Origin of the sequence: Jiangella sp. DSM 45060, from assembly GCF_900105175.1 — a bacterium.
GTDB lineage: Bacteria > Actinomycetota > Actinomycetes > Jiangellales > Jiangellaceae > Jiangella.
The window spans coordinates 4,000,681-4,025,265 of the sequence record NZ_LT629771.1; the positions used below are offsets into that span (position 1 = coordinate 4,000,681).

Here is a 24,585-nt window from a genome sequence, read left to right on the forward strand (position 1 = left end):
ACTGACAGGGTCGGGCCGCGGCTAGGGCAGAATGCGTCCGGTGCGCATCGGGATCCTGGGGCCGCTGGAGGTCCGCGCCGACGACGACTCGCCGGTGTACGTGGCCGGCGCGCGGCTGCGCACACTGCTCATCATGCTGGCGCTGGCGCCGGGGCGGCTGGTGCCGATCGCCCAGCTGATCGACGGCATCTGGGGCGACGAGCCGCCGGCCGGCGCCGCGAACGCCCTGCAGGCGCTGGTGTCGCGGCTGCGGCGGGCGCTGCCGGGGCTGGCCGTCGAGTCGCACCCGTCCGGCTACCGGCTGGCGCTGGACCCGGACGTCGTCGACGCGGGGCGGTTCGAGCGGGCGGCCGCGGCGGCCCATGCTGAGGGCGACGACGCGGCCACGGAGGACGGTCTGCGGGCGGCGCTGGCGCTGTGGCGCGGGCCGGCGCTGCTGGACGTCACGGAGTCGGAGTACTTCGCGCCGGCCCGCGCCCGGCTGGAGGAGCTGCGGCTGACGGCGACGGAGGACCGCGTCGAGGCGGCGTTGCGACTGGGCCGCGGCGCCGAGCTGACCACGGAGCTGACGACGCTGGTGGCCGAGTACCCGCTGCGTGAGCGGCTGGTGGGCCAGCTGCTGCGGGCGCTGGCCGCGGCCGGGCGCCCGGCGGCGGCGCTGGCGGCGTACGAGCGCACCCGTGAGGCGCTGGCCGACGAGCTGGGCACCGACCCGTCGGCCGAGCTGGCCGCGCTGCACACCGCCATCCTGCGCGGCGAGCTGCCGCCCGCCGAAGAGCCCGCGTCCGTGCCGGTGCCCGCGCCCGCACCCGCCGACCGGCCGGCGCCGCGGACCAACCTGCGGGCCGGGCTGACCAGCTTCGTCGGCCGCGACGCCGACGTCGCCCAGGTGCGCGCCCTGGTGGGCGAGTACCGCCTGACGACGCTGACCGGGCCGGGCGGGTCGGGCAAGACCCGGCTGGCCGGCGAGGCGTCGCGCGGGCTCGTCGAGGCGACGCCCGACGGCGTGTGGCTGGTCGAGCTGGCGCCGGTCGGGTCGGGCGCCGACCTGCCCGCCGCGGTGCTCAGCGCCCTCGACCTGCGCGACCAGATGTTCCCCGCATCCGCCGACGACAACACCGCCGACCGGCTCGTGGCGGTGCTGCGCTCGCGCACCGCGCTGCTGGTGCTGGACAATTGCGAGCACGTCATCGACGCCGCGGCCGGGCTGGCCGAGCGGCTGCTCGGCGAGTGCCCCGGCCTGCGCGTCCTCGCCACCAGCCGCGAGCCGCTGGGCATCACCGGCGAGGCGGTCTGGCCGGTGGAGCCGCTGGCGCTGCCGCCCGAGCACGACGGCGCCGCCGGCGACCTGCTGTCCTTCGACGCCATCCGGCTGCTGGCCGACCGCGCCCGCGCGGCGCGTCCCGGCTTCACCGTCACCGACGCCGACGCGCCCGCCGTCGCCCGCATCTGCCGCGCGCTCGACGGCATGCCGCTGGCGATCGAGCTGGCCGCGGCGCGGCTGCGCACGATGACGGTCGAGCAGCTGGCGGCCCGGCTGGACGACCGCTTCCGGCTGCTCACCGGCGGCAGCCGCACCGCGCTCCCCCGGCACCAGACGCTGCGCGCCGTCGTCGACTGGAGCTGGGGGCTGCTGCCCGAGCGGGAGCGGGCCGTGCTGCGCCGGCTCGCGGTCTTCGCGCACGGAGCGACGGCGGAGGCGGCGGCGCGGGTCTGCGGCGACGGCGCCGACGTGCTGGACGAGTTGGTCGCGCTGAGCGACAAGTCGCTGCTGACGGTGCACGACGACGGCGACGCGCCGCGGTACGCGATGCTGGAGACGATCAAGGCGTACGGCCTCGAGCGGCTCGACGACGCCGGCGAGCGCGACACCGTCCGCCGGGCCCACCTCGGCTACGTCACCGACCTCGTCGAGCGGGCCGAGCCGCACCTGCGCCGGGCCGAGCAGCTGGAGTGGCTGCGCCGGCTGGGCGCCGTCCACGACGACATCGCCGTCGCCCTGCGCGGCGCCGTGGCCGCCGGGGACGCCGGTGCGGCGGTCCGGCTGGCGACGGGCGCCATGTGGTATTGGTGGCTGTCCGGCCACCGGGCCGAGGGCAGTGAGCTGACGACGGAGGCGCTCGCGGTGCCCGGCGAGGTCGACGACACCGTCCGGGCGACCGCCTATGCGGGCCTGGCGATGATCGCCACGGCCGGCCTCGGCGACGAGCGGGAGGTCAAGGCCTGGGTCGAGGAGGCCGAACGGCTCTGCGGCGGCAACCGGAGCAACGCGCTGCTGCGCATGGTCGGCGGCCTCGCCGACTTCATGCGCTACGGCGACGACCTCTTCGCCGCGTCGATGGCGAAGCTGCTCGACGACGAGGACCCGTGGATCCGCGCGCTGGGCCGGCTCAACCACGTCCGGCTGCTGCCGTTCGGCGAGCGGCGTGCGCCGTGCGAACTGGCGCTGGCCGAGTTCCGCGGCACCGGCGAGCGCTGGGGCATCTCGTTCGCGCTGACCACGCTGGCCGACCTGCTCGCGAGGCAGGGCGACCTGGCGGCGGCACTGGGCCACTACGAGGAGGCGGCCGTCGCCGCCGGCGCGGTCGGCACCACCGAGGACCTCGTGTTCATGCGCGGCAAGGAGGCGCAGCTGCGCTGGCTGCTCGGCGACGCCGACGGCAGCGCGGCGGCGCTCGCCTGGGCCGAGCAGGAGGCGGCCGGCCTGGCCTGGCCGGACTCCGTCGCCGGGCTCGCGTTGTACGGCAGCGACCTCGCCCGCTGGGCCGGCGACCTCGGCGCCGCCCGCAGCGAGCTGGACCGGGCCGAGGCGCTGCTGGCGACGATCTCCGTCCATCCGCTGTTCTGGGCCATGGTGCACGACTCGCGCGGCCACCTCGCCGCCGGCGAGGGCGACCTGGCGACGGCGGGCAGCGAGCGCGCGGCGGCGGCCGGCCTGGCCCTGACCATCGGCGACGAGGAGGTCCTCGGCCGGGCGCTGGTCGGTCTCGTCGACCACGCGCTGCGGCTGGACCGGCCCACCGACGCCGCCCGGCTGCTGGCGGCCACGACAGTGCTGGCCGGCGGCCTGGACCGGTCGCGCGCCGAGCCCGGCGCCGTCGAGGCGGCCGTGCGTGCCGCGCTCGGCGACGAGGCCGCCGCCGAGCTGACCGCGGCGGCCGAGCGCGAGCTCGCGGCCCTGGACGCGACGACGGCCACCTCGCGGGTGCGCGAGCTGGCCGTGTCGGTGCTGGGCCGCGAGGTCAGCGGACCGGAGGACGGCGGAACAGCTTGAGCGCCCAGAGGTAGCCCGCGATCCCGATCGCCGCGGTCCAGGCCAGGGCGATGACGGCGTCGTTGCCGATCTCGGTACCCAGCAGCAGGCCGCGCACGGTCTCGATCACCGGGCTGAACGGCTGGTACTCGGCGAACCAGCGCAGTCCGGCCGGCATGGAATCCGTCGGGACGAACCCGCTGCCCAGGAACGGCAGCAGCACCAGCAGGGTGGGCAGGTTGCTGGCCGTCTCGACGCTCTTGGCCGCGAGTCCCATCGCGACGGCGAGCCAGGTCAGCGCGATGGAGAACAGGCAGATCAGGCCGATCGCGGCGACCCACTCGGCCGCGTTGCCGTTCGTCCGGAACCCGATCAGCAGGGACACCACGATGACGATGGCCAGGCCGACCAGCGTCTGCAGGAAGCTGCCGATCACGTGCCCGGTGAGCACCGCGCCGCGCGAGATGGCCATGGTCCGGAACCGGGCGATGATCCCTTCGTGCATGTCCATGGCGACGGAGATGGCGGTCCCCTGCACCGAGGCCGACACCGTCATGAGGATGATGCCGGGCACCAGGTAGTTGATGTAGTCGCCGCGGTCGCCGGCCGGGCCGCCGAGCCCGGCGCCGAGCGTCTCGCCGAAGACGTAGGCGAACATCAGCAGGAAGATCACCGGGATGCCGATCAGCTGCAGGGTCATCGCCGGGTAGCGCAGCCAGCGGCGCATGTTCCGGCGCAGCATCGTGCGCGAGTCGCGGGCGGCGAGGGTGAGCGCGCTCATCGGACGAGCTCCTTGTCAGTGGGGCGACCCGTCAGCGCGAGGAACACGTCGTCGAGGTCGGGGGTGTGGACGGTGAGCGACGCGACCTCGATCGAGGCGACGTCGAGGTGGTCGAGGACGGCGCGCAACGAGTGCACGTCGCCGTCGCTGGGGATCTGCAGGGTGAGCGCGGCGTCGTCGCGGGTGGATCCGGCGAACGTGCGGGCGGCGTGGTCCAGCTCGGCCGGGTCGGTGAACTGCAGCCGCAGGTGCCCGCCCGGGATCAGCCGCTTGAGCTCGTCGGACGTGCCCTCGGCGACGATCTTGCCGTGGTCGAGCAGCGCGATGCGGTCGGCCAGCTCGTCGGCCTCCTCCAGGTACTGCGTGGTGAGGAAGATCGTGACGCCGCCGGCGACCAGCTCGCGGATCGCCGTCCACATGGTGCGCCGCGTGCGCGGGTCGAGGCCGGTCGTCGGCTCGTCCAGGAAGATCACCTTCGGGTCGCCGACCAGCGTCATCGCCAGGTCCAGCTTGCGGCGCATGCCGCCGGAGTACAGCGACGGCGGCTTCCTCGCGGCGTCCACGAGGTCGAACCGCTCCAGCAGCTCGGCCGTACGGCGGCGGCCCTCGCGCCGGTCCAGGTGGTGCAGGTCGGCCATGAGGAGCAGGTTCTCCTCGCCGGTGAGCAGGTTGTCGACGGCGGAGAACTGGCCGGTGACGCCGATCGCGCCGCGCACGCCGTCGGCGTCGGCGCCGAGGTCGTGGCCCGCGACGCGGACGCTGCCGCCGTCGCTCTGGATCAGCGTGGAGAGGATCTGCACGGTGGTCGTCTTGCCGGCGCCGTTCGGGCCGAGCAGCGAGAAGACCGTCGCCTCGGGGACGGTGATGTCGATCCCGTCGAGGACGGTCAGCTCGCCGTACGACTTGCGCAGGCCGGTCGCGGCGACGGCCGTCGGGCGGTCGAGTGTCATGGCTCCTCGTTTCGTGGTGTCGCGGTGCTGGTGCGACCACACTGGGCCGAGCCCCTGATGCGGGCGTGAGACCGCGCTGACACGGCGCTGACACGGATGTGTGCTGAGGGTCAGTAGGCTGTGCCGGTGCCCCTTCTCCCGTCCTTGGCCGTCGCTGCGTTGCTCCTGGGGGCACCCGCCGACGGCGCCGCCGAGCCGCCGGCCGGCACCGTCGACGCGATGATCGAGCAGTTGCGCGACGACCCGATCCTGGTGCAGCCGTCGATGGCCATGGGCGATTCCGGCCTGGCGCACGACCTGCTCACCGAGGCGGCCGCCGACGCCGGCGTGCCGGTGTACGTCGTGCTGGCCGACACCCCCACCGACCTCGCCGGCACCGACTCGATGTCGGAGCAGGCGGCCGCGCTGTTCCGCGCCGAGCTGGGCGACGGGCTCTACCACGTCGAGTTCCGCGACGGCATCTCCTACACCCGGTCGTGGGGCGGCGGCGAGCTCGACGACGCCTACCTGGCGCCGGTCACGTACGCGATCGAACGGGCCGAGTCGAACGCGGCAGGCGAGTACCCGCGCGCGTCGGCCCTGCTCGAGGCGGTGCTGACGGTGCGCTGGGCGGCCGCGCCCCTCGACGAGCTGCCCGACTCCGTTGTCGACGACTACGCGGCGCAGCCGTGGGCGTTCGTCGCCGAGACCGACTACGACCGCGCCGACTCGGCGGCCGCGCGCTGGGTGGCACTGCTCGCCACGACGTTCGGCCTGCTCGTGGCCGGGGCGATCATCACGCCGGTCGTGCTCCGCGCGAAGCCCGCGACCGGCCGGGGCGGCGCGACGGGACGGCGGCGCGGGTCGGCGAGTGTGTCGGTGCCCGCCCGTAGGGTGGGCCCCACCCGGGCCGGGAGGGGTCTACCTACCACGTCCGCCGTGCCTGATGACATCGCCGCCACGGCCACGCGCCAGCTCGACGACGCGCGGCGGCGGCTGGCCGGGCTGTCGCCGGAGCAGCTCACCTCACCCGCCGGCACGGCCGCGGCCGACGCCCTCGAGGCTGGCGACCTCGTGCTCGCCACCGGCGACCCGCTCGACGCCGTCGGGGCGACGGTGCTGGCGGCGGTCGCCGTCCGCGAGACGGAGCGGGCCACGTCGCCGAAGCGGGAGCCGTACCGGCCGTGCTTCGTCAACCCGCTGCACGGCGAGGCCCGCAACACCGTGCGCATCGACGGCTCGTCCATCGACGCCCCGGTGTGCCGCGACTGCAACCGCGACCAGGACCGCTTCCTGGCCGTCAGGCGGCGGCTGCGCGGCTCGATGCCGTACGTCGAGACGTCCACCGTGTGGGCCCGGACCGGGTTCGGGGCGCTGGTCGGCGACCTCGCCGCCCAGGTCCTCGACGATCGGAGCGCGCGCCGATGAGACGGTGGATCGCGGGACTGCTGATCACGCTGGTCGTCGCGGCGGGCGGGGGCGCCCTCGCCTGGTGGCTGGCGACGCCCGACGTCGTGCCCGAGCGGCCGGTGCCCGAGCGGGCGCGGGCCGCGGCGGACGTGCTCGGCGACGCGCACGTCTACGTCGACCCGAGCGCCGCGGGCACGTACACCGACGCCGAGCTCGCCCAGCTGGAGGCGGCGGCCGCCGCGTCCGATCCCCAGGTCTTCGTCGTCGTGTGGCCGGCCAGCCGCGAGGCCGGCTACGGCTCGCCGTCCGACGTGCTGCACCGCATCGGCGACCTCACCGGACGGCACGGGCTGTACATCCAGGTCGACCCCGGCGTGGAGCTCTACACCAGCGACGTCGGCATCGAGGGCGAGCACTACTCCATCTACTCCGCGGTGGCCGACGCGACGCAGACCGAGGCGCCGGCGGTACTGCAGGCGATCGACGAGAACGACGGGCGGGAGTACGAGGTGGGCGAGGACACCAGCAGCCAGTACTGGGGCGGCACCGGCGGCACCATCGCCGCCGGCCTGACCATCGGCGGCCTCAGCGGCGTCGGCGCGGGGCTGCTCGGGCTGGCCGTGTGGGCGTTCGTGCGGCATCGGAGGGCGGCATGAGCGAGGTCGCCTACGAGCCCGACGCGGCGGCCATCGCGGCCGACCTCGCCGACGACGGCGTACACGTCGACGCGTCCCTCGCCGGGCACTTCACCACCGAGCAACTGGACGCCCTGCCCGGCCTGGTCGACGACGCCGCCCAGCCGGTGTACGTGCTGGTGGTGCCGCTGACCTACGACTCCGATGTGTCGGGCAACCAGCTGGTGTCACTGGTGCACCGCCAGTTCGACGAGAACGGCGTCTACTTCGTCGCGCAGCACTCCGGCTCCGACAAGTGGCGGGTCGAGTCGACCAGCTACAACGCGGTGACGAACAACGAGGACGCGCTGGCCACGTACGTCGCCGGCGACCGGTACCCGAGCGACCTCGCGCTCCAGGTGACGGAGACCGTCGAGGTCTTCACCAGCGGCGACGCCGAGCAGCAGTACGAGGAGCAGTTCCCGGAACGGCGCGACACCGTCACCAGCAGCGGCGACGACTCGTCGCAGGTCCTGGGGATGGACCCGCCGGTCGCGATCGGCCTCGGCGTCGTCCTCGTCGTGGCCGTCGCGCTGTGGCTGCTGCGGCGGCGCCGTCCGCGCGGCGAGGTCGCGCTGAAGCGGCGGGCGCTGCGGCGCATCTCGTCCGCGCAGACCCACGACTGGCGGCGCCGGGCCGAGACCGAGACCGCCGCGCTGGGCGAGCGCATCCAGGCGCTGGAGATCGAGCACGGCGACGACGGCGCCACCTGGGCGGCCGCGCTGGACCACTACCAGGCGGCGACGGCGATCCTGGACCGCTCCGACGCGGCGGCCGACTCCATCGGCGCGCTGGTCCTGGCCCGCCGCGGCGACGACGCGCTCAGCGCCGCCGCCGACGGCCGGTCGTGGACGCCCGCGGCGGCCTGCTTCTTCAACCCCCTTCACGGCCCGGCGACGACGAAGGCGCCGTGGAAGACCTCGGCGGGCACCCGCGACGTGCCCTGCTGCGGCGCCTGCCGCCGCGACCTCGGGAAGCGGCGCGAGCCGGAGATCCTCGACCTCCCTACCGGCGACACCGTCGTCCACTACATGGACGCCGGCGTCGAGCCCTGGGCCTCGACGGGGTACGGCGCGCTCGCCCCGGACCTGCTGGACCGCCTGCAGGAGCGGCCCCGCTAGGTGCGAGAACGGAGCGCCGGTGACGACCTACGACGAGGCCGAGATCGCGGATCGGCTCGATCCGAGGGAAGCCGCAGGGTGGGACGACCTACGGGAACGTGCTCGCGACGACGGCGTGGCCTGGGCGGCCACGCTGCCGGGCAGCGGTCGCTGATGGCCTGGATCGTGCGCCGTCGATCTACAGTTCGGAGCCGGCTCCGGCGACCTGGTTCGGGCGGAGTGAGCGGTCAGGCGCTCCTGGTGATCAGCGGGGCGCGGCGAGGTGGTCCGCCAGGATGGCGGTGACCGACAGCACGGTGTCGAAGTCCGGGACGAGGCGGGTCTTCGTCAGCGCGAAGGCGATCCCCCGAGCGGGGTCGGCGTAGGCGTAGCTCCCACCCCCGCCCGGCCAGCCGAACGCCACGGAGTTCTCCTCGGCGGGAGCGCCGATCCGGCCGATCGGGACGCCCAGCGCCATGCGCGCCGGAGTGCCGAAGACCTGGTCCGTCCCCTCGAACGCGGGCGCGGACAGCTGCGCCAGCCGCGCGGGGTCGACGAGCGTGCCCTGCAGCACGGCGTCGTACATCGCGGCGAGGCCGTGCGCGGTGGCGATGCCGACCGACGGGATGTCGGCGCGCAGGATCTCGCTGCTGTTGCCGAAATCGGCGCTCGGCCGGCTCTCCCACGGCGCGAGGATCGCGTCCTCGTCATCCGGGCCGGGCGGCCAGGGCCGCTGCTCCAGCCGCGCCAGCCCCGGCAGTGCCTGCTCCGGAGCGGCGAAGTAGAGCTGCCCGTCAAGACCGAGCGGCGCCGTGATCCACTCGCGCAGCAGCTCGTGCATGGGCCGTCCGGTCGCGCGGCGGGCCAGCTCGCCGACGAGGTAGCCGAAGGTGTACGAGTGATAGCCCACGGCCGCGCCCGGCCGCCAGCACGGCTCGGCGGCGGCCAGCGACTCGCAGACCCTGGACCAGTCGGGCAGCTCGCGCGGGGTGATCTCGCGCGGCATGGCCGGAAGACCGACGGTGTGGGTCAGGACGTGGCGCAGGGTCGCCGTCGCCTTGCCGTGGACGCCGAACTCGGGCCAGAGGTCCGTGACCGGGCTGTCGACGTCGAGGAAGCCACGCGCGACGAGCAGGTGGGCGAGCGTGGCCGACACGTTCTTGCCGGTGGAGAAGCTGAAGATCGGCGTGCCGGAGGTGAGCGGCCGCCCGGTGGCGACGTCGGCCGTGCCGGCCACCGCGTCGACGATCAGCGCGGCGTGCTGGTAGACGGCGACCTGCACGCCGGACTCCGCGCCGGAACCGACCAGCGCGTCGAGGTGACGCTGGATCCGGTCCTGTAGCTCACTCATGGGTGCCTAGGTGGTCGTCAGCGTCAGTTCGAACGTGTACATCGACGCCCGGTAGAGGTGCGAGCCGTACTCGACGGCGCGGCCGGTCTCGTCGTAGGCGACGCGGGTCATGGTGAGCAGCGGCGCGCCGGAGTGCTCGCCGAGCAGCCGGGCCTCGGCCGCCCGCGCCGACCGTCCGCCGATGGTCTGGGTGGCGATCTTGAGGTTGACGCCGGCGGCGCGGATGACGGCGTACAGGCCGGTCCGCTCCAGCGACTCGGCGTCGAGCCGGACGATGGCCGTCGGCACGTAGTTGCTCATGATCGACAGCGGCTCGTCGCCGGTGAAGCGCAGCCGGCGGACGGCGTAGACGGTGTCGCCGGCGGACAGGCCGAGCGCCTCGGCCACCACCTGGCTCGGCTCCTGCACCTCGAACGACAGGATCTCGGTGCGCGGGTGCTTACCGGCCGCCGTGAGGTCGTCGTACAGGCTGGACAGCTCGACCGGGCGGCGCACCTTGGGCTGCACCACCTGGGTGCCGACGCCGCGCTTGCGCACCAGCAGGCCGCGGTCGACGAGGTACTCGATGGCGCGGCGCATGGTCGGGCGGGACAGGCCGAGCTGGTCGGCCAGCTGGATCTCGTTGTCGAGCCGAGTGCCGGGCGGATACGCGCCGGACTCGATCAGCTGCTCCAGATGCTGCGCCACCTGGAAGTACAGCGGCACCGGGCTGGTGCGGTCGACCACGAGCTCCGGGATCCCCTCGGTCACGCCGTACCCCCTCGCCTCGCTGCTACGTACGTCAGTATGTTAGGACATTTGGCGCACGGATCGCGTGACCGACAAGCTGAGGTCCCAGTGAGGTCACAGCTCACAGAAGGTCTAGACCTCATCAGAAAGTCATGACAATCTGACAGCCGGACATCGAGGTTCGGTTGCTCTGGAGGGATCGATGAGGATCAACACCGGGCTCGGCGGCACGGCCGGCCTGCTCGCGGCGGCGCTCGTCCTGGCGGCGTGCGGTGGCGACGACGACGGCGGAGGCTCCGCCGGCGGCGACCCCTCGCAGAACGCCGAGGCCACCGAGGTCACGCTGACCATCACCGACAACGCCATCGCCGGCGGCAAGAACTCCGAGGGCGCGGCGTGGATCACCGACTACGTGATCCCCGAGTTCACCGCCATGCAGGAGGAGAAGGGCGTCGACGTCACCGTCGAGTTCGAGGAGAACGGCGTCGACGACGAGGACTACAAGACCAAGATCGCCCTCGACCTGCAGTCGGGCGGTGGCGGCGACATCATCAGCATCGACGGCATCTGGACCGGCGAGTTCGCCGAGGCCGGCTACATCAGCCCGCTCTCCGACGTCGTGGGCGACGCCGCCGACGACTGGGACGGCTGGGACCAGATCCCCGAGGCCGTCCAGCAGGCGATGTCGTTCGACGGCCAGGCCTACGGCATCCCCGTCGGCACCGACGGCCGCGTCATCTACTTCAACAAGGACCTGTTCGCGCAGGCCGGGCTGCCGGAGGACTGGCAGCCCACCAGCTGGGACGAGATCCTGGAGGCCGCGCGGGCGCTCAAGCAGCTCGACGGCGTCACGCCGCTGCAGGTCAACGCCGGCGTCCCGATGGGCGAGGCGACGACGATGCAGGGCTTCCTGCCGCTGCTGGCCGGCACCGGCGAGGAGATCTGGGCCGACGACACCTGGACCGGCGCGTCCGACGGCGTCACCGAGGTGCTCGACTTCTACGGCCAGGTCTACGGCGACGAAGCGCTCGGCGACCCGCTGCTGCAGCAGGAGGCCCAGGGCCGCGACACCTCCTTCCAGCTGTTCGCGTCCGGCCAGCTGGGCATGCTGATCGAGAGCGACTACCTGTGGCGCTCGGTCATCAACCCCGACGGCGGCATCGCGCCGATGGCGAACCGCGACGAGGTCGTCGGCTGGGCGAAGATCCCGGCCCGCGAGCCCGGCGCCGGCCTGAACGGGCAGGACTTCGTCAGCATGTCCGGCGGCACCGGCCGCGTCATCAACCCGAACACCGAGTTCCCGCAGCAGGCGTGGGAGCTGCTCGCGTTCATGAACTCCCCCGAGGCGTTCGCGGCGCAGATCGAGATCGCCGGCGCCCGCATCACCCCGCGCGACGACGTCAACGCGCAGGCCCTGGCCGGCGACCCGCTGATGGAGTTCATCGCCTCGGACGTGCTGCCGATCACGGCCTACCGCCCGGCGCTCGCGATCTACCCGCAGGTGTCGGTGGCGCTGCAGAACGCCACCGCGGCGGTGGCGTCCGGCACGTCCGCCGAGGACGCGGCGACGGCCTACCAGAGCGAACTGGAGGGCATCGTCGGTGACGACGGTTCCATCGCCGACTGACGTCGACCCGGCGGGCGCGCCCTCTCCGGAGGGTCGCGCCCGCCGGTCCCGCGCGGTCGACGACGGTGACGCCGCCGGTCTCGGGCGCTGGCGGGCCACCGGGTTCGTCGCGCCCGCGCTGCTGGTCGTCGCGGTCTTCCTGGTCTTCCCGGCGATCTGGACGCTCTACCTGGGGCTGACCAACTGGCGGCTGACCGGGCTCGCCGCGGCCGAGCCGGAGTTCGTCGGCACCGAGAACTACACCGACGCGCTGAGCGACCCGGCGTTCCGCAACTCGCTGATGCTGACGCTGGCGTTCGTGTTCTTCTCCGCGATCATCGGGCAGTCGGTCCTCGGCTTCGCGCTGGCGTGGACGGCGCGCCGGCTGCGGCCCGCCGTGCGCTCGGTGCTGGAGACCGTGGTCCTGCTGGCGTGGATCATCCCGGCGTCGGTCGTCGCGTTCCTGTGGCTGGCGCTGCTGGACCGGCGCGAGGGCACGCTGAACGCGCTGCTCGGCACCGACGGCACGGCGTGGCTGCTCGAGTACCCGATGCAGTCGATCATCGTCTTCAACATCTGGAACGGCACCGCGTTCTCGATGCTGCTGTTCAGCTCGGCGCTGGCGTCGGTGCCGCCGTCGCAGTTCGAGACCGCCAAGATGGCCGGCGCCGGCACCCTCGCGACGCTGCGCGACGTCGTGCTGCCGAACATCCGCGGCCACATCCTCACCAACACGCTGCTGATCACGTTGTGGACGTTCAACGTGTTCGCGCCGTACCTGATCACCGCGGGCGGGCCGCAGGGACGCACCGAGATCCTCGGCATCTACATCTACCGGGTGGCGCTGCGCGACGGCGCGCTCGGTGAGGGCGCGGCGCTGTCGCTGATCATGATCATCATCAACCTGATCGTGGCGTCGGTGTACCTGCGACTGCTGAGGGAGCGCCGGTCATGACGGTTCGTGAGGCGCTGGGGACCGTCGGCCGGTACGTGTTCGTCGGCTTCGTGTTCGTGTTCTTCGCGCTGCCGCTGCTGTGGCTGCTGACGGCGCCGTTCGACGCCGCGCCGTCGGTGCAGGTGTCGCTGCCGGACTTCACGCTGGAGAACTTCCGCACGTTGTGGGACAACCCGTACGCGATGCGGTCGCTGGGCAACTCGGTGATCATCGCCGCCGGGACGATGGCGATCACGCTGGTGCTGGCCGCGCTGGCGTCGTACGCGCTGTCCCGGGTCCGCATCCCCGGCCGCGACACCCTGCTCTACCTGCTGCTCCTGCTGTCGTCGATCGTCACCGGGACGGCTGCCATGGTGCCGACGTTCCTGCTGATGACGGAACTGGGGCTGATCGACCGGCAGCTCGGCGTCGTGCTGGTGCTGACCGGCGGGCTGCTGCCGACGGCGATCTTCATCCTGAAGGACTTCATGGACTCGACGCCGCGCTCCTACGAGGAGTCGGCGCGGGTGTTCGGCGCGTCGTCGCTGCAGATCCTGCGGCACGTGGTGGTCCCGATCGCGCGGCCCGGGCTGGCCACGATCGCCGTGTGGGCCGTGGTGCAGGTGTGGGGCAACTTCCTGGTGCCGTTCATCCTGCTCCGCTCCCCCGACCGGCAGCCGGCCGCCGTCGTCATGTTCACCTTCTACACCGAGGGCGGGCAGCCCAACCTCGCCCTGATCTCCACGTTCTCCCTGCTCTTCTCCATACCGGTGGTGCTCATGTACTTGTTCGTGAACCGCCGGTACGGCTTCCGCTTCCACGGAGGGATCAAGCGCTGATGGCGGCGATCACCACGCACGAACTGGTCAAGGAGTACCCGGGCGGCGTCCGCGCCGTCGACGGGCTCGACCTCACCATCGAGGACGGCGAGTTCTTCGCGCTGCTCGGCCCGTCCGGCTGCGGCAAGACGACGCTGCTGCGCACGATCGCCGGGCTGGAGACGGCGACGGCCGGTGGCCTGTCCATCGGGACGCGCGACGTGACGAACCTGCCGCCCGGCGAGCGCCGCGTCGCGATGGTGTTCCAGGACTACGCACTGTTCCCGCACATGACGGTCGCGGACAACATCGCCTACCCGCTGAAGATCCAGAAGGTGGACCGGTCGTCGCGGCTGGCCACCGCGGAAGAGGTCGCTGCCGGGCTGTCGTTGGGTGGGCTGACGGCGCGCCGGCCCGGGCAGCTGTCCGGCGGGCAGCAGCAGCGCGTGGCCCTCGCGCGCGCCGTCGCCAGCAAGCCCGACGTGTTCCTGTTCGACGAGCCGCTGTCGAACCTCGACGCGCGGCTGCGGCTGGAGGCGCGGACGTTCCTCAAGCGGCTGCAGGGCGACCTCGGCGTCACCACCGTGTTCGTCACGCACGACCAGGCGGAGGCGCTGGCGCTGGCGGACCGCATCGCGATCATGCGGTCGGGGAAGATCCAGCAGGTCGGGTCGCCGCGCGACGTGTTCCGCCGTCCCGCCAACACGTTCGTCGCCGGGTTCGTCGGGTCGACGCCGATGAACCTGCACCCGGGGGTCGTCGAGGGGTCCACCGTGCGCGTGGCCGGTGCGGCGCTGCCGCTGCCGCCCGGCGTCTCGGGCCTGGCCGACGGCGCGTCGGTGATCTGGGGCGGGCGGCCCGAGTACCTGCGCTGGTCGGCGTCGGCCGTGCCGGACGCCATCGGCGGCACCGTCACCGTCGTCGAGAACCTCGGCGCGTCGGTGCTGGTCACCGTCGAGGCCGGGGACGGCCTGCCGGTGCAGGTGGTCGTCGACGAGGACGAGGAGCCGGCGCCCGGCGCCCCGGGCTGGGTGGCCGTCCGGCCGGACCGGACGCTGCTGTTCGACGCCGAGACCGAGCAGCTGCTGGAGTCGGTGGCGGCCGCGGCATGACGGTGCTGCTGTCGCGGCGGCTGTTCCCGGCGGACCGGGCGGAGTCGCCGTACCTGTCCGTGCCGTTCTCGGTGCCCGACGGGACGTCGTCGGTGCATGTCTCGCTGGAGTACTCGGGCGAGGGCGCCGTCATCGACCTCGGCTGCTCCGGCGCCGCGGGCTGGCGTGGCTGGTCCGGTGGCGCGCGGCGGCGGTTCACCGTGACGCTGTCCGCCGCGACGCCCGGGTACGTGGCCGGTGAGCTGGAGCCGGGCGAGTGGTCGGTCGTGCTCGGGCTGTACCGCGTGCCGAAGGCGGGTGTGCCGGTGTCGGTGGACGTCGTGCTGGACGATCCGTCGTCGCCGCTGGACCCGGAACCCGAAGGCCCGCCTCCGCTGCCGTCGTCCGCCCGCCCGCCGCGGCGCGAACTGCCCGCCGACGCCGGGCTGACCTGGCTGGCCTGCGACTTCCACGCGCACACGCTGCACTCCGACGGCTCGCTGCCGGTGGCCGGGCTGGCCGCTCTTGGTTCGGCCGCCGGGCTGGACGTCCTCGCCGTCACCGACCACAACACCGTGGCGCACCACGCTCTGCTGCCGTCGGTGGGATCGCGGTACGGGCTGACGCTGCTGCCCGGCCAGGAGGTGACGACGGACCGCGGTCACGCCAACGCGTTCGGGTTCATCCCCTGGGTCGACTTCCGTCAGCCGCCGTCGACCTGGGTCTCCTCCGTCGACGCCGCCGGCGGGCTGCTGTCGATCAACCATCCGCTGGCCGGCGACTGTGCGTGGCACCATCCGCTGGACGTGCGGCCGCCGCTGGCCGAGATCTTCCACCACTCCTGGATGGCGCGCGAGTGGACCGGGCCGCTGGCGTGGTGGACGGCGTGGGGGCTGTCGACGGTGCCGATCGGCGGGTCGGACTTCCATTCGCCGGCGGACGGCCGGCCGCTGGCGCAGCCGCTGACGTGGGTCGCGGCGGCCTCGCCTGCGGTTCCCGACGTGCTGGACGCGCTGCGGGCCGGGCGGACGTCGCTCTCGTGGGGCGTGGCGTCGCCGGCCGTGCTGCGGGTGGACGGCGAACTGGTCGCGGTGGGTGGGGACGGACTGTTGCTCGCGGACGTGTGGGGGCGGCGCCGGGTGGTCCGGGGCGAGCTGGCCCGCTTCCCCGGCGCCGAGGGCCCGCACCGCCTCGAGACCCCCGCCACCGCCGCCGTCGTCGCAGTGACTCCGTAGCCGTCCGCCGCCGCTGACCCGTTCCATGATCATCAATGATCCAACCACCTATAGGGGGTCGGATCATTGATGATCATGGAGAACCAGACACGCCGTGGCGGAAGACGCGGACGAGGGTCTCGGTGGCTTTGTGGCGGGGCAGGGTGCCGGCGGACACGGACTCGGCCGTGACGTAGATGAGCGAGTACATGACGCCGATGACGAAGGTGGGGTCGATGGCCGGGTCGAGGTCGCCGGAGGACTGGGCGGCGCGGATGAGGTCGGGGAGGGTGTCGTCGTCGCTGTCGTCCCAGTGCGGGTTGCCCTCGAACCGGACCGGGTCACTGAACAGGAACAGAACGTGGTCGGCGAGGTCGACGACGGCGCCCATGATGTTCTCGATCGTCTCGATCGGGGTGGACGAAGCGGCGACCGCGGCGCCCCAGGCCTCGCCCATCCGGGTCTGCGAGTCCAGCAGCAGCGCGTCGACGAGGGCCTGGCGCTCGGGGAAGTAGCGGTGCAGCGTGCTGCGGCTGACCTCGGCGCGGTCGGCGATGTCGCCGAGGGACGCGGAGAAGTCGCGGGCCCAGAGGGTGGCCGCGGCCTCGAGGATGGCCCGCCGGGTGCGCTGGCGTACGCCGGTGTCGGTCGTCGTCACGCTCGCTTATATTACACAGCTCCGCCATAATAGAACACTGAACCTTGAGAATGAGACATCGATGTGTCATTCTGACTGCATGACGGACGATCGACCGACCCCTGACCTTCCCACCAGCGCCAAGGTCCGCCTGCTCTGGGGCTACGCCCGCCCGCACAAGCGCATCCTGATCATCGGACTGGTGCTGGGCCTGCTGGGCACCGGCGCGGAGCTCGTGACCCCGCTGGTGACGAAGAGCGTCCTGGACGGACTCGAGGTGGACGCGTCGCTGCGGGGGCCGGTGACGCTGCTGGCCGTCCTACTGGTCGCGGGCGCCGTCATCGGGCTGGTGCAGACGATCCTGCTGGGCACGCTCGCCGAGCGGATCATCCTGGCCGCCCGCACCGGCATGGTGCGACACCTGCTGCGGACGAAGGTGACCGAGCTGGGCATCCGCAGCGCGGGCGAGATGGTCACCCGGGTCACGTCCGACACCATGCTGATCCGCGAGGCCACGACGTCGAGCATCGTCAACGGCGTCAACGGGCTGGTGGGGCTGGCCGGCGCGCTGGCCCTGATGGCCTACCTCGACCTCGTGCTGCTGGGGACGACGCTGGGCGTCATCGTCGTGGTCGCGATCCTGGCCTCGCTGTTGATGCCCAAGCTCGCGAAGGCACAGCAGGAGGCCCAGGAGGAGGTCGGCGCGCTGGGCGGGCGGCTGGAAGGAGTGCTGCGCGCGCTGCGCACCGTCAAGGCGGCCCGGGCGGAGGCCCGCGAGACCTCCCGCATCGCCGGGCACGCCGAGCGGTCGGCTCAGAAGAGCATCCGTGCGGTCCGGCTCGAGGCGTGGGCGTGGACCATCACCGGCGGCGGCATCAACCTCGCCGTCATGCTGATCCTCGGCGTCGGCGCCTACCGGGTCGCGGCCGGCGACATGACGGTGACGACGCTGGTCGCGTTCCTGCTGTACGCGTTCCAGCTGATGATGCCGGTCATGCTGCTGACGATGAGCCTGACGTCGGTGCAGTCCGGCCTCGCGGCGGCCGCCCGCATCGGCGAGATCGACGCCATGGCGACGGAGTCGGACGAGCCGGGCGCGGGCCCCGCGGCGGGGACGCCGACGGCCGGCGCCGCGCTGGAGCTGCGCGACGTCGAGTACCGCTACTCCCCCGAGTCCGCGCCGGCGCTCGACGGCGTCAGCCTGACGATCCCGCGGCACGGGCACACCGCGATCATCGGGCCGTCCGGCGCCGGCAAGACGACGGTCTTCTCGCTGCTGCTGAAGTTCCTGCAGCCACAGCGCGGCGAGATCGTGCTCGACGGCCGCCCGTTCGCCGAGTGGCGGCTCTCCGACCTGCGCAGCCGCATCGCCTACGTCGAGCAGGACACCCCGCTGGTGCCCGGCACGCTGCGCGAGAACCTGCGCTACGCCGCGCCGGAGGCCACGGAGGACGAGCTGTGGGCGGCGCTCGCGACGGTCCGGCTCGATCACCGGGTCCGCAGCCTCGACGACGGCCTCGACACCGTGCTGTCCCCGACGACGATGTCGGGCGGCGAGCGGCAGCGGGTCGCGCTGGCCCGCGCCCTGGTGGCCGACGCCGAGCTGCTGCTGCTCGACGAGGCGACGGCGCAGCTGGACGGCCTCAGTGAGGCGGCCGTCGCCGAGGGCATCCGCCGCCAGGCCGCCACCGGCGCCGTCGTGACCATCGCGCACCGGCTGTCGACCGTCATCGACGCCGACCAGATCGTGCTGCTGGAGGCCGGCCGAGTCCGCGCCGTCGGCACCCACGAGCAGCTGCTCGGCGCCGACGAGCTCTACCGCGAGCTGGTCGCGGCGCTGCGCATCGCCACCCCCGAGCCGGCGGCGGTCACGACGCCGACCGCCTGACCCTGCCGCGGTTCAAGATCACGCCCCATCTATGCTCGAACGACCACATTTCCAGCAACTTCACCACCTGTCACACCATGTGGCCTTCGAGTAGAGAGCACCCTTGTGAATCGACGACGCACGTTCGCCGTCGCCGTCGCCGCAGCGGCCCTGACCGGGCTGCTCGGCACGGCTCCCGCCCCCGCCGCACCCACCCCCGCCGCGGACCCGGCCGACCCGGACCGGACCGCCGCGATCGACGCCTTCCAGCGAGCGTTCCCCGGCGTCGACGACGCCGAGGCGCTGCGCCGCATCGACGCCGAGGACGAGCGGGTCGCGCTGCTCGAGCAGCTGGCCGAGCAGTCGCCCGGCACCTACGGGGGCGCCTGGTACGACGGCGCCACCGACACCCAGCACCTGTTGTCGACGACACCGGCGGCCGCGGCCGAGTTCACCGAGGCCGCCACCGGCCGCGGCATCGACGTCGCCCTCCACGACGCCGACTTCAGCCTGGCCACGCTGCTGGCCGAGCGCGACCGTGTCAACGACGGCGCTCACCCGGACGTCCCGGCGGGCGCCACGGCCGGGATCGACCTGAAGGGCAACCGCGTCGTCGTCGAGCTGCCGCTGCGCACGCTGTCGGCCGTGCGCACGGGCGACGTCACTCTGCCGCCCACCATGCGGGCCACGGCGCGGCGGGTGCGCGTCGACGGCTCCGAGGCGTGCGACAGCCTGTACCGCTGCGGCCGCCCGCTGCGCGCCGGCGTCGAGCTGTGGCGCGGGCCGGACAAGAACTACTTCTGCTCGGTCGGGTTCACCGCCGACTCCACCACGAACAGCCGCAAATGGATGCTCACGGCCGGTCACTGCGGCCTCCTCGACAGCCAGTGGGGCCACGGCACCCAGGCGATCGGCCCCATGCGGGCCCGCTACAACAGCGGCGATGCCGACGCCGCGGCGGTGCGCATCGACAACGCGTACTGGCTGGAGAACGCCACGTGGGGCTGGCTGTACCACGAGAACCCGTCGAACCAGCGGCTGCCGGTGACCGCGCGCATCACGTCAGAGACCAGCATGCAGCCCGGCCAGACGGTGTGCATCGCGGCGCGCTCCAGCGTGTCCGGCATCCGCTGCGGCGTGCTCGGCGACGTCAACGACCCCGAGGCCCGCAACCTGGCCCGGGTCGACGGCATCGACACCTGCCCGGGCGACAGCGGCGGCGCCTGGTACCGCTACACGTCCACCGGCCGCATCGCGTACGGCATCCACCACGGCGGCAAGATCCAGCCGTCGACCTGCCACGGCGAAGACGTGTCGCTGTTCAGCACGCTGCCCGACATCACCGACCACATCGGCGTCATCGTGCACACGCGCTGACAGCACCTACGACACCCTGATCGTCGCGATCTCCCACGGCCCGAGCTCGACGTCGACGCGGTCGCCGTCGACGGGAAGCGGCTCCAGCGCCCGGCCCAGCAGGTCGGTGCGCCAGGCCGTGACGAACGCCCCGGTGACGGTGGCCGTCGTCGGCGCGGCGGACATGGCGACCAGCCGCAGTTCGGTCTCGTCGCCGCGGGACCGGATCGACGACGCGACGACGCCCGGCCCGCTCACGCCCAGCCCCGACGACGGTGGCGGGAGCTCGCCGCCCGCGGCGGCCAGCCCCGGCACCACCTGCGCGTCGTGGCGGAACTCCTCGGCCAGCCGGGGCGCCGACGCCGGTCCCCAGCCGCCGGCCCGCGGCACGACCGCCAGCCGCGCCCGCACCGGCACGCCGACGTACTGGGCGCCGGGTACCGGGAACTCCGACCCGGCCGGCTCGTCGCGCAGCGGGTGCAGGTTGACGCTCATCCAGCCGACCGCGCGCAGCAGCGTCAGCGCCAGCTCCGCGCCGTCGCCGGCCAGTTCGTACTCGGTGACGTGGTCGAGCAGCACGGTCGCGGGGCCCGCGGACACGAACGCCGACGCCGGGAACGTCGGCAGCGGGTACTCGCCCCAGCCGCCCTCCGACGTCAGCCCGCGCGCCGTCACCGCGAACTGCCCGTCGGCCGCCGACTCGGTGACCGGCGCGGGCAGCGGCACGTGCAGCCGCACGCGGTGGTCGCGGGCCGGGTTGACGAACGAGACGTCCAGCCGGACGTACGGCTCGCCGGCCCGCAGCTCGACCAGGGTCGTCACCTCGACCGGCACGGTCTCGGCGGCGCGCACGTCGAGGTCGGCGGACAGCGACACCGGCCAGTCGTAGCGGCGGACCACCCTCAGCACGCCGCGCAGCGGCCCGCCCTCGTCCACCGTCACGATGACCGAGGACGGCTTCTCGACCAGCACGTCGGCGGCGGGCGGGCCGTAGTTGTAGCTGTCGCCGCGGTCGCCGCCGGACACCAGGCGGCCGACGCCGCTCAGCTCGGTGCCGTCGGCGCCGCGCACCGTCAGCGTGCCGTCGTCCGCAACGTCGACGCGCACGTCGGCCGAGGTCAGCGACCGGTCCGTCACCTCGACACCCGAGGCGCCGGCCTCGGCGGAGTCCTGGGACGTCCGCACCGCGACCTGCCCGGACGCATCCAGCTGGACCGCGGCGAGCACCCGGCGGCGCTGCTGCGCGACCGTGCGCACCCGCCACTCCCCCGGCGCATGCGCGGCGGCCGCGGCCAGCTCGGCCCGCAGCGCCGCGAGGTCGAACTCCGGCGTCGACGGCACCCGCGCGACCGCGAAGTCGAGCGTCCCCGGCGTGACGGCGTACGACTCGATCTGCTGGCCGAACAGCTCGCGGCCGTGGATGCGCCGGATCACCTTGTCGAGGTCGGCGGCGGCCAGTTTCTCGTCACCCAGCAGGGTCGACGAGCGGCTCAGCTCCTGCACCGGCAGCGCCGTCCCGTCGGGCAGCGCGGCCGTCACCGGGCGGTCGGTGAGCGGCGCGGGGACGTCCAACTCGGCCAGCACGGTGCGCGGCCAGGGGACGGTGTTGACGACGGCGTGCGCGTCGGCCGGCACCCGCGCGGCGACCGACCGGAGCACCGCGGTGCGCACGGCGCGCCCGGCCTGCTCGGCCTCGGCCAGCCGGGCCGCGACCTGGGCGGCGGTCTCGTCGACGCCGCAGCCGGTGACGGAGTCGTGCGCCGTGGACTCGACGATCTTCCGCCAGGCCAGCAGGAACGCCTCGCGGTAGTCGGCGGACGGCTGGAACTGCGCGGCCAGCGCCTCGGCCTCGCCGACGACGCGCTCGGCGCGGGCCATCGCCTGCTTGAGCCCGACCCGGATCGAGATGACGCCGGGCAGGATGTTGCCGCGTGCGTGGCTGCGCAGCTCGCCCACCACGACCGGCAGGCCGGGGTCGTCGGGCCGGAACCGGGTGACGTACTCCGCCAGCCCGGACACCGTCAGCCCGGCGCCGCCGGGACCGCGGACGAGGTCCATCAGGTCCGGCCGCGGCGCGGAGTGGTCGGTGCCGAGCATGCCGAGCACCGGGTCGGCGCCGAACCACGAGCGGGTCTCGGCGCGGTAGGCGTCCACGGCCGGGCCCAGCCGCGACGGGATCGCGAACAGGTCCAGCGCGTTGCCGTAGCCGTCGAACAGGTACTCCACCCGCACCGAGCTGCCGTCGGGCGCCTCCCAGCGGAACCCGTGGGTCGTCAGCGCGCCGGGCGCCCCACGCCAGAGGGCCGCGTGCTCGATGCCGGCCCGGGCCAGGAGCTGCGGCACCTGGGCGGTGTGGCCGAACATGTCGGGCAGGTAGCCCACCGGCATCGCCCCGCCCAGCGCCTCGGCGCCCTGCCAGCCCAGCTCGAGGTTGCGCACGATCGTCTCGCCGGAGCACAGGAACTCGTCGAGCAGGATGTACCAGGGCCCGATGGACAGTCGCCCCTGCCGGACCAGCTCGGCGACGCGGTGGCGGTTCTCCGGGCGCAGCTCCAGGTAGTCGTCGACGGCGGCGAACTGGCCGTCGAGGGTGAACCGGAAGTCCGGATCGGTCTCGGCCCGCTCGATGACGTCGTCGAGGACGTCGGCCAGTTTCAGCCGGAACACCTGGAACGGCTCGTACCACTCGCGGTCCCAGTGGGTGTGCGGTACGAGGACGATCTCGGGCTCGGTCACGCGCGTGCCGCCTCCCCGCCGACCGGCTCGTCGCCGGCCAGCAACCGGATGATCCGCTGGCTGGTCAGGATGTCCGCACGGCCCTCGGCGACACCGGCCCGCGGCCGCTCGCCCGCCGTCACCATGCGGTGGAAGTCTGACAGCTCGTTCTCGAACGACTCGCCGGTGGAGGTGAACACCGAGCGGACCTCGCCGCCGGCCGCCGTCCCCGCGGGTGGCGCCTCGACCACCTCGAGCCGGGTCGGGTTGTTCAGCACGTACGGCGTCCCGAAGGTCACCCGCAGCGAGCCGCTGCCGTGGTGCACCGTCAGCGTCTCGGTGTACGCCGGGTAGTCCGGCAGGTAGTGCCAGCTCATCCGGGCCCGGACGGCGCCCGGCAGCTCGCCGGTGACCTCGACCGACCCGGGTTCGCGGCCCGGCTCGGCGCCGGCCGGCCATTGCCGCGCGCCGTCCACCGTCACCAGCCCGCCGAGCACCGCCCGCAGCAGCGAGGTGTCGTGCACCAGGCTGCCGAGGACGACGTTCGCGTACAGGTGCCGCAGCCGGTCGGACGTGCCGGCGCCGATCGCGGCGTCCAGCAGCCGCCCGGACTCCGCGGCCAGCCGGCTGACGGCGTCGGGGTCGACGTCGAGCGGGGCCGGGCGCAGGTTGGCGAACGCCAGCTGCGAGTCACCCGTCGGGTGCAGCACCTCGACCTCGACCGTGCGGACGTCGTCGACGCCGGCCAGCCGCTCGCTCAGCTGCCAGACGGCCTCGTCGTGCTCCTTCATGTACGCCAGCAGCAGCGCCGGCCGGCCCAGCTCGTGCTCGGCGGCGGCCAGTGCGTCGGCCTCGGCGGCGGTGTACGTCAGCGGCTTCTCGCAGAAGACGGCGACGCCGGCCCGCAGCGCCCGAAGCGCGGCCTCGCCGTGCGAGCCGGAGGTCAGCAGGACGACGCCCTCGGCGCCGCTCTGCTCGATCATCGTTCCGGCGTCGGCGTAGCGGCGCTCCTCGGGGACGCCGTACTGCTCACCGACGGCGGTGCGCAGCGACGGCGCGAGGTCGCAGACCGCGACCAGCTCGAACAGGTCCCAGCGACGGGCGATCAGCGGCAGGTGGACGGACTGCGCGACGGCGCCGAGGCCGGCGACGGCCAGCCGGACGCGGTCGCTCACGGCAGCCACCGGCGCAGCGCCTCGCGGTTGGCGCGCTGGTCGTCGATGACCCGCTCCGGCGGGTCGGACGGCGACGGCACGACGTCCTGCTCGACCACCAGCCAGCCGTCGAAGTCGCTCTCGAACACCGCATCCATGAAGCCGTCGAGGTCGAGGTCGCCGGCGCCCAGCTCGACGAACGCGCGCCGCTCCCAGACGTCGCGCATGCCGCCCTTCTCACGCAGCACCTGGTCGAGCACGGCGGTGCGGGCGTCCTTGAGGTGCAGGTGGTTGATCCGCGAGCCCCAGCGCCGCCAGCCCTCGACCGGGTCGCCGCCGCCGATGAGCAGGTGGCCGCTGTCGAAGGTCAGGCCGACGTCGGTGCGGGCCAGGAACTCGTCGATCTCGGCGGGCGTTTCGACATACGTGCAGGCGTGGTGGTGGAACGTGGGCTCCAGGCCGGCGGCGCGCACCCGCGCGGCGGCGGTCTCGACGTTGCGCGCCAGCCGTCCCCAGCCGGCGTCGTCGAGCGCCAGGCCGGGCGCGGCGCCGCCCGGGTTGGCGCGGCGCAGGTCGCTGCCCATGTCGGCCAGCGTCGGCAACGGCGTGCGGGCCGGGTCCAGCTCGGCCGCCGCCACGAAGATCTCCAGCGCGTCGTCGAGGCCGGGCAGCGCCGCCCGGAACGCGTCGTCGTCGGTGAACGGCAGGTCGACCCACCCGCCCACCAGCACCAGCTCGTACTCGCGCAGCCGGCGGCGCAGCTCCTCGCCGCGGCCGAGCCAGCCGACCGGGCCGAGGTCGACGCCGTCGTATCCCAGGTCGCGCAGCGGGCGGAGAATCTCCTCCGGGTCCGGCAGCGGCTGGTCCGCCGTCAGCTCGAAGACGCCGAAGCTCACCGGTGCCCCGGCAATGCCCTTCATCGCCACCATTCCCCAATCATCGGCGCTGACTTTGTCCTGACAACAG

20 protein-coding genes are annotated in these 24,585 nt (G+C 73.6%); 12 read left to right on the top strand and 8 right to left on the bottom strand.

Annotated features, from left to right (window positions below):
* The first annotated feature begins 40 nt into the window (after nt 1-40).
* On the top strand, nt 41-3,274 hold the full coding sequence (locus BLU82_RS17965; RefSeq protein WP_092625975.1) for a BTAD domain-containing putative transcriptional regulator: 3,234 nt from the start codon (nt 41-43) through the stop codon (nt 3,272-3,274).
* On the opposite strand, the gene BLU82_RS17970 is transcribed toward BLU82_RS17965, so the two are convergent.
* Nucleotides 3,243-4,034, bottom strand: a complete 792-nt coding sequence (locus tag BLU82_RS17970; RefSeq protein WP_092622499.1) for an ABC transporter permease — start codon at nt 4,032-4,034, stop codon at nt 3,243-3,245. The genes BLU82_RS17965 and BLU82_RS17970 overlap by 32 nt on opposite strands.
* On the bottom strand, nt 4,031-4,984 hold the full coding sequence (locus BLU82_RS17975) for an ATP-binding cassette domain-containing protein (RefSeq protein WP_092622500.1): 954 nt from the start codon (nt 4,982-4,984) through the stop codon (nt 4,031-4,033). Before BLU82_RS17975 ends, BLU82_RS17970 begins: the two co-directional genes overlap by 4 nt.
* A 126-nt stretch (nt 4,985-5,110) precedes the next feature.
* On the opposite strand from BLU82_RS17975, the gene BLU82_RS17980 reads away from it, so the two are divergent.
* The 4 genes from BLU82_RS17980 to BLU82_RS36010 are packed head-to-tail and all read left to right on the top strand — an operon-like array spanning nt 5,111 to nt 8,322.
* Complete coding sequence (locus BLU82_RS17980; RefSeq protein WP_157741094.1) at nt 5,111-6,391, top strand: hypothetical protein; 1,281 nt, start codon at nt 5,111-5,113, stop codon at nt 6,389-6,391.
* On the top strand, nt 6,388-7,029 hold the full coding sequence (locus tag BLU82_RS17985) for a hypothetical protein (RefSeq protein WP_092622502.1): 642 nt from the start codon (nt 6,388-6,390) through the stop codon (nt 7,027-7,029). Before BLU82_RS17980 ends, BLU82_RS17985 begins: the two co-directional genes overlap by 4 nt.
* The gene (locus tag BLU82_RS17990) at nt 7,026-8,168 is read left to right on the top strand and encodes a hypothetical protein (protein ID WP_092622503.1); all 1,143 of its coding nucleotides are present in this window, start codon (nt 7,026-7,028) and stop codon (nt 8,166-8,168) included. Before BLU82_RS17985 ends, BLU82_RS17990 begins: the two co-directional genes overlap by 4 nt.
* A 19-nt stretch (nt 8,169-8,187) precedes the next feature.
* Entirely contained in the window at nt 8,188-8,322 is a 135-nt protein-coding gene (locus BLU82_RS36010) for a hypothetical protein (RefSeq protein WP_255367081.1), read from the top strand.
* Between the two features lie 90 nt (nt 8,323-8,412).
* Here the strand turns inward: BLU82_RS36010 and BLU82_RS17995 are convergent, their stop codons facing one another.
* Nucleotides 8,413-9,498 carry a serine hydrolase domain-containing protein gene (locus BLU82_RS17995; RefSeq protein WP_092622504.1) on the bottom strand — a complete coding sequence of 362 codons (1,086 nt, stop codon included), beginning with the start codon at nt 9,496-9,498 and terminating at the stop codon, nt 8,413-8,415.
* A 6-nt stretch (nt 9,499-9,504) separates the two neighbouring features.
* Complete coding sequence (locus BLU82_RS18000) at nt 9,505-10,248, bottom strand: GntR family transcriptional regulator (RefSeq protein ID WP_092622505.1); 744 nt, start codon at nt 10,246-10,248, stop codon at nt 9,505-9,507.
* Between the two features lie 181 nt (nt 10,249-10,429).
* Between BLU82_RS18000 and BLU82_RS18005 the strand changes: the two genes are divergently transcribed.
* From BLU82_RS18005 to BLU82_RS18025, 5 genes are read left to right on the top strand one after another with little or no spacing between them, the layout of a single operon-like run.
* The gene (locus tag BLU82_RS18005; protein ID WP_092622506.1) at nt 10,430-11,854 is read left to right on the top strand and encodes an extracellular solute-binding protein; all 1,425 of its coding nucleotides are present in this window, start codon (nt 10,430-10,432) and stop codon (nt 11,852-11,854) included.
* On the top strand, nt 11,829-12,788 hold the full coding sequence (locus tag BLU82_RS18010; RefSeq protein ID WP_092622507.1) for a carbohydrate ABC transporter permease: 960 nt from the start codon (nt 11,829-11,831) through the stop codon (nt 12,786-12,788). Before BLU82_RS18005 ends, BLU82_RS18010 begins: the two co-directional genes overlap by 26 nt.
* Nucleotides 12,785-13,606 carry a carbohydrate ABC transporter permease gene (locus BLU82_RS18015; RefSeq protein ID WP_092622508.1) on the top strand — a complete coding sequence of 274 codons (822 nt, stop codon included), beginning with the start codon at nt 12,785-12,787 and terminating at the stop codon, nt 13,604-13,606. The genes BLU82_RS18010 and BLU82_RS18015 overlap by 4 nt, the downstream gene beginning before the upstream one ends.
* Complete coding sequence (locus BLU82_RS18020) at nt 13,606-14,697, top strand: ABC transporter ATP-binding protein (protein WP_092622509.1); 1,092 nt, start codon at nt 13,606-13,608, stop codon at nt 14,695-14,697. The genes BLU82_RS18015 and BLU82_RS18020 overlap by 1 nt, the downstream gene beginning before the upstream one ends.
* Nucleotides 14,694-15,911, top strand: a complete 1,218-nt coding sequence (locus BLU82_RS18025) for a CehA/McbA family metallohydrolase (RefSeq protein ID WP_172885640.1) — start codon at nt 14,694-14,696, stop codon at nt 15,909-15,911. The genes BLU82_RS18020 and BLU82_RS18025 overlap by 4 nt, the downstream gene beginning before the upstream one ends.
* A 73-nt stretch (nt 15,912-15,984) precedes the next feature.
* On the opposite strand, the gene BLU82_RS18030 is transcribed toward BLU82_RS18025, so the two are convergent.
* Nucleotides 15,985-16,548 carry a TetR/AcrR family transcriptional regulator gene (locus tag BLU82_RS18030; protein WP_197682297.1) on the bottom strand — a complete coding sequence of 188 codons (564 nt, stop codon included), beginning with the start codon at nt 16,546-16,548 and terminating at the stop codon, nt 15,985-15,987.
* A 79-nt stretch (nt 16,549-16,627) separates the two neighbouring features.
* On the opposite strand from BLU82_RS18030, the gene BLU82_RS18035 reads away from it, so the two are divergent.
* Entirely contained in the window at nt 16,628-18,415 is a 1,788-nt protein-coding gene (locus BLU82_RS18035) for an ABC transporter ATP-binding protein (protein WP_092622510.1), read from the top strand.
* A 105-nt stretch (nt 18,416-18,520) separates the two neighbouring features.
* The gene (locus BLU82_RS18040) at nt 18,521-19,771 is read left to right on the top strand and encodes a S1 family peptidase (RefSeq protein WP_092622511.1); all 1,251 of its coding nucleotides are present in this window, start codon (nt 18,521-18,523) and stop codon (nt 19,769-19,771) included.
* A 6-nt stretch (nt 19,772-19,777) separates the two neighbouring features.
* On the opposite strand, the gene BLU82_RS18045 is transcribed toward BLU82_RS18040, so the two are convergent.
* From BLU82_RS18045 to BLU82_RS18055, 3 genes are read right to left on the bottom strand one after another with little or no spacing between them, the layout of a single operon-like run.
* The gene (locus BLU82_RS18045; RefSeq protein WP_197682298.1) at nt 19,778-22,486 is read right to left on the bottom strand and encodes a glycosyl hydrolase-related protein; all 2,709 of its coding nucleotides are present in this window, start codon (nt 22,484-22,486) and stop codon (nt 19,778-19,780) included.
* Nucleotides 22,483-23,640: a Gfo/Idh/MocA family protein gene (locus tag BLU82_RS35160; RefSeq protein WP_197682299.1), complete on the bottom strand. Its 1,158-nt coding sequence runs from the start codon at nt 23,638-23,640 to the stop codon at nt 22,483-22,485. The genes BLU82_RS18045 and BLU82_RS35160 overlap by 4 nt, the downstream gene beginning before the upstream one ends.
* Nucleotides 23,637-24,548 (bottom strand): sugar phosphate isomerase/epimerase, encoded by a 912-nt coding sequence (locus BLU82_RS18055; RefSeq protein WP_197682300.1) that lies wholly within the window; start codon nt 24,546-24,548, stop codon nt 23,637-23,639. The genes BLU82_RS35160 and BLU82_RS18055 overlap by 4 nt, the downstream gene beginning before the upstream one ends.
* Between the last annotated feature and the right edge of the window lie 37 nt (nt 24,549-24,585).

Coding starts and splice junctions, on each gene's coding strand:
- BLU82_RS17970 (WP_092622499.1), bottom strand. CDS start 4,034: ATGAGCGCGCTCACCCTCGCCGCCCGCGACTCGCGCACGATGCTGCGC.
- BLU82_RS17975 (WP_092622500.1), bottom strand. CDS start 4,984: ATGACACTCGACCGCCCGACGGCCGTCGCCGCGACCGGCCTGCGCAAG.
- BLU82_RS17985 (WP_092622502.1), top strand. CDS start 6,388: ATGAGACGGTGGATCGCGGGACTGCTGATCACGCTGGTCGTCGCGGCG.
- BLU82_RS17990 (WP_092622503.1), top strand. CDS start 7,026: ATGAGCGAGGTCGCCTACGAGCCCGACGCGGCGGCCATCGCGGCCGAC.
- BLU82_RS17995 (WP_092622504.1), bottom strand. CDS start 9,498: ATGAGTGAGCTACAGGACCGGATCCAGCGTCACCTCGACGCGCTGGTC.
- BLU82_RS18005 (WP_092622506.1), top strand. CDS start 10,430: ATGAGGATCAACACCGGGCTCGGCGGCACGGCCGGCCTGCTCGCGGCG.
- BLU82_RS18015 (WP_092622508.1), top strand. CDS start 12,785: ATGACGGTTCGTGAGGCGCTGGGGACCGTCGGCCGGTACGTGTTCGTC.
- BLU82_RS18020 (WP_092622509.1), top strand. CDS start 13,606: ATGGCGGCGATCACCACGCACGAACTGGTCAAGGAGTACCCGGGCGGC.
- BLU82_RS18025 (WP_172885640.1), top strand. CDS start 14,694: ATGACGGTGCTGCTGTCGCGGCGGCTGTTCCCGGCGGACCGGGCGGAG.
- BLU82_RS18035 (WP_092622510.1), top strand. CDS start 16,628: ATGACGGACGATCGACCGACCCCTGACCTTCCCACCAGCGCCAAGGTC.
- BLU82_RS18055 (WP_197682300.1), bottom strand. CDS start 24,548: ATGGTGGCGATGAAGGGCATTGCCGGGGCACCGGTGAGCTTCGGCGTC.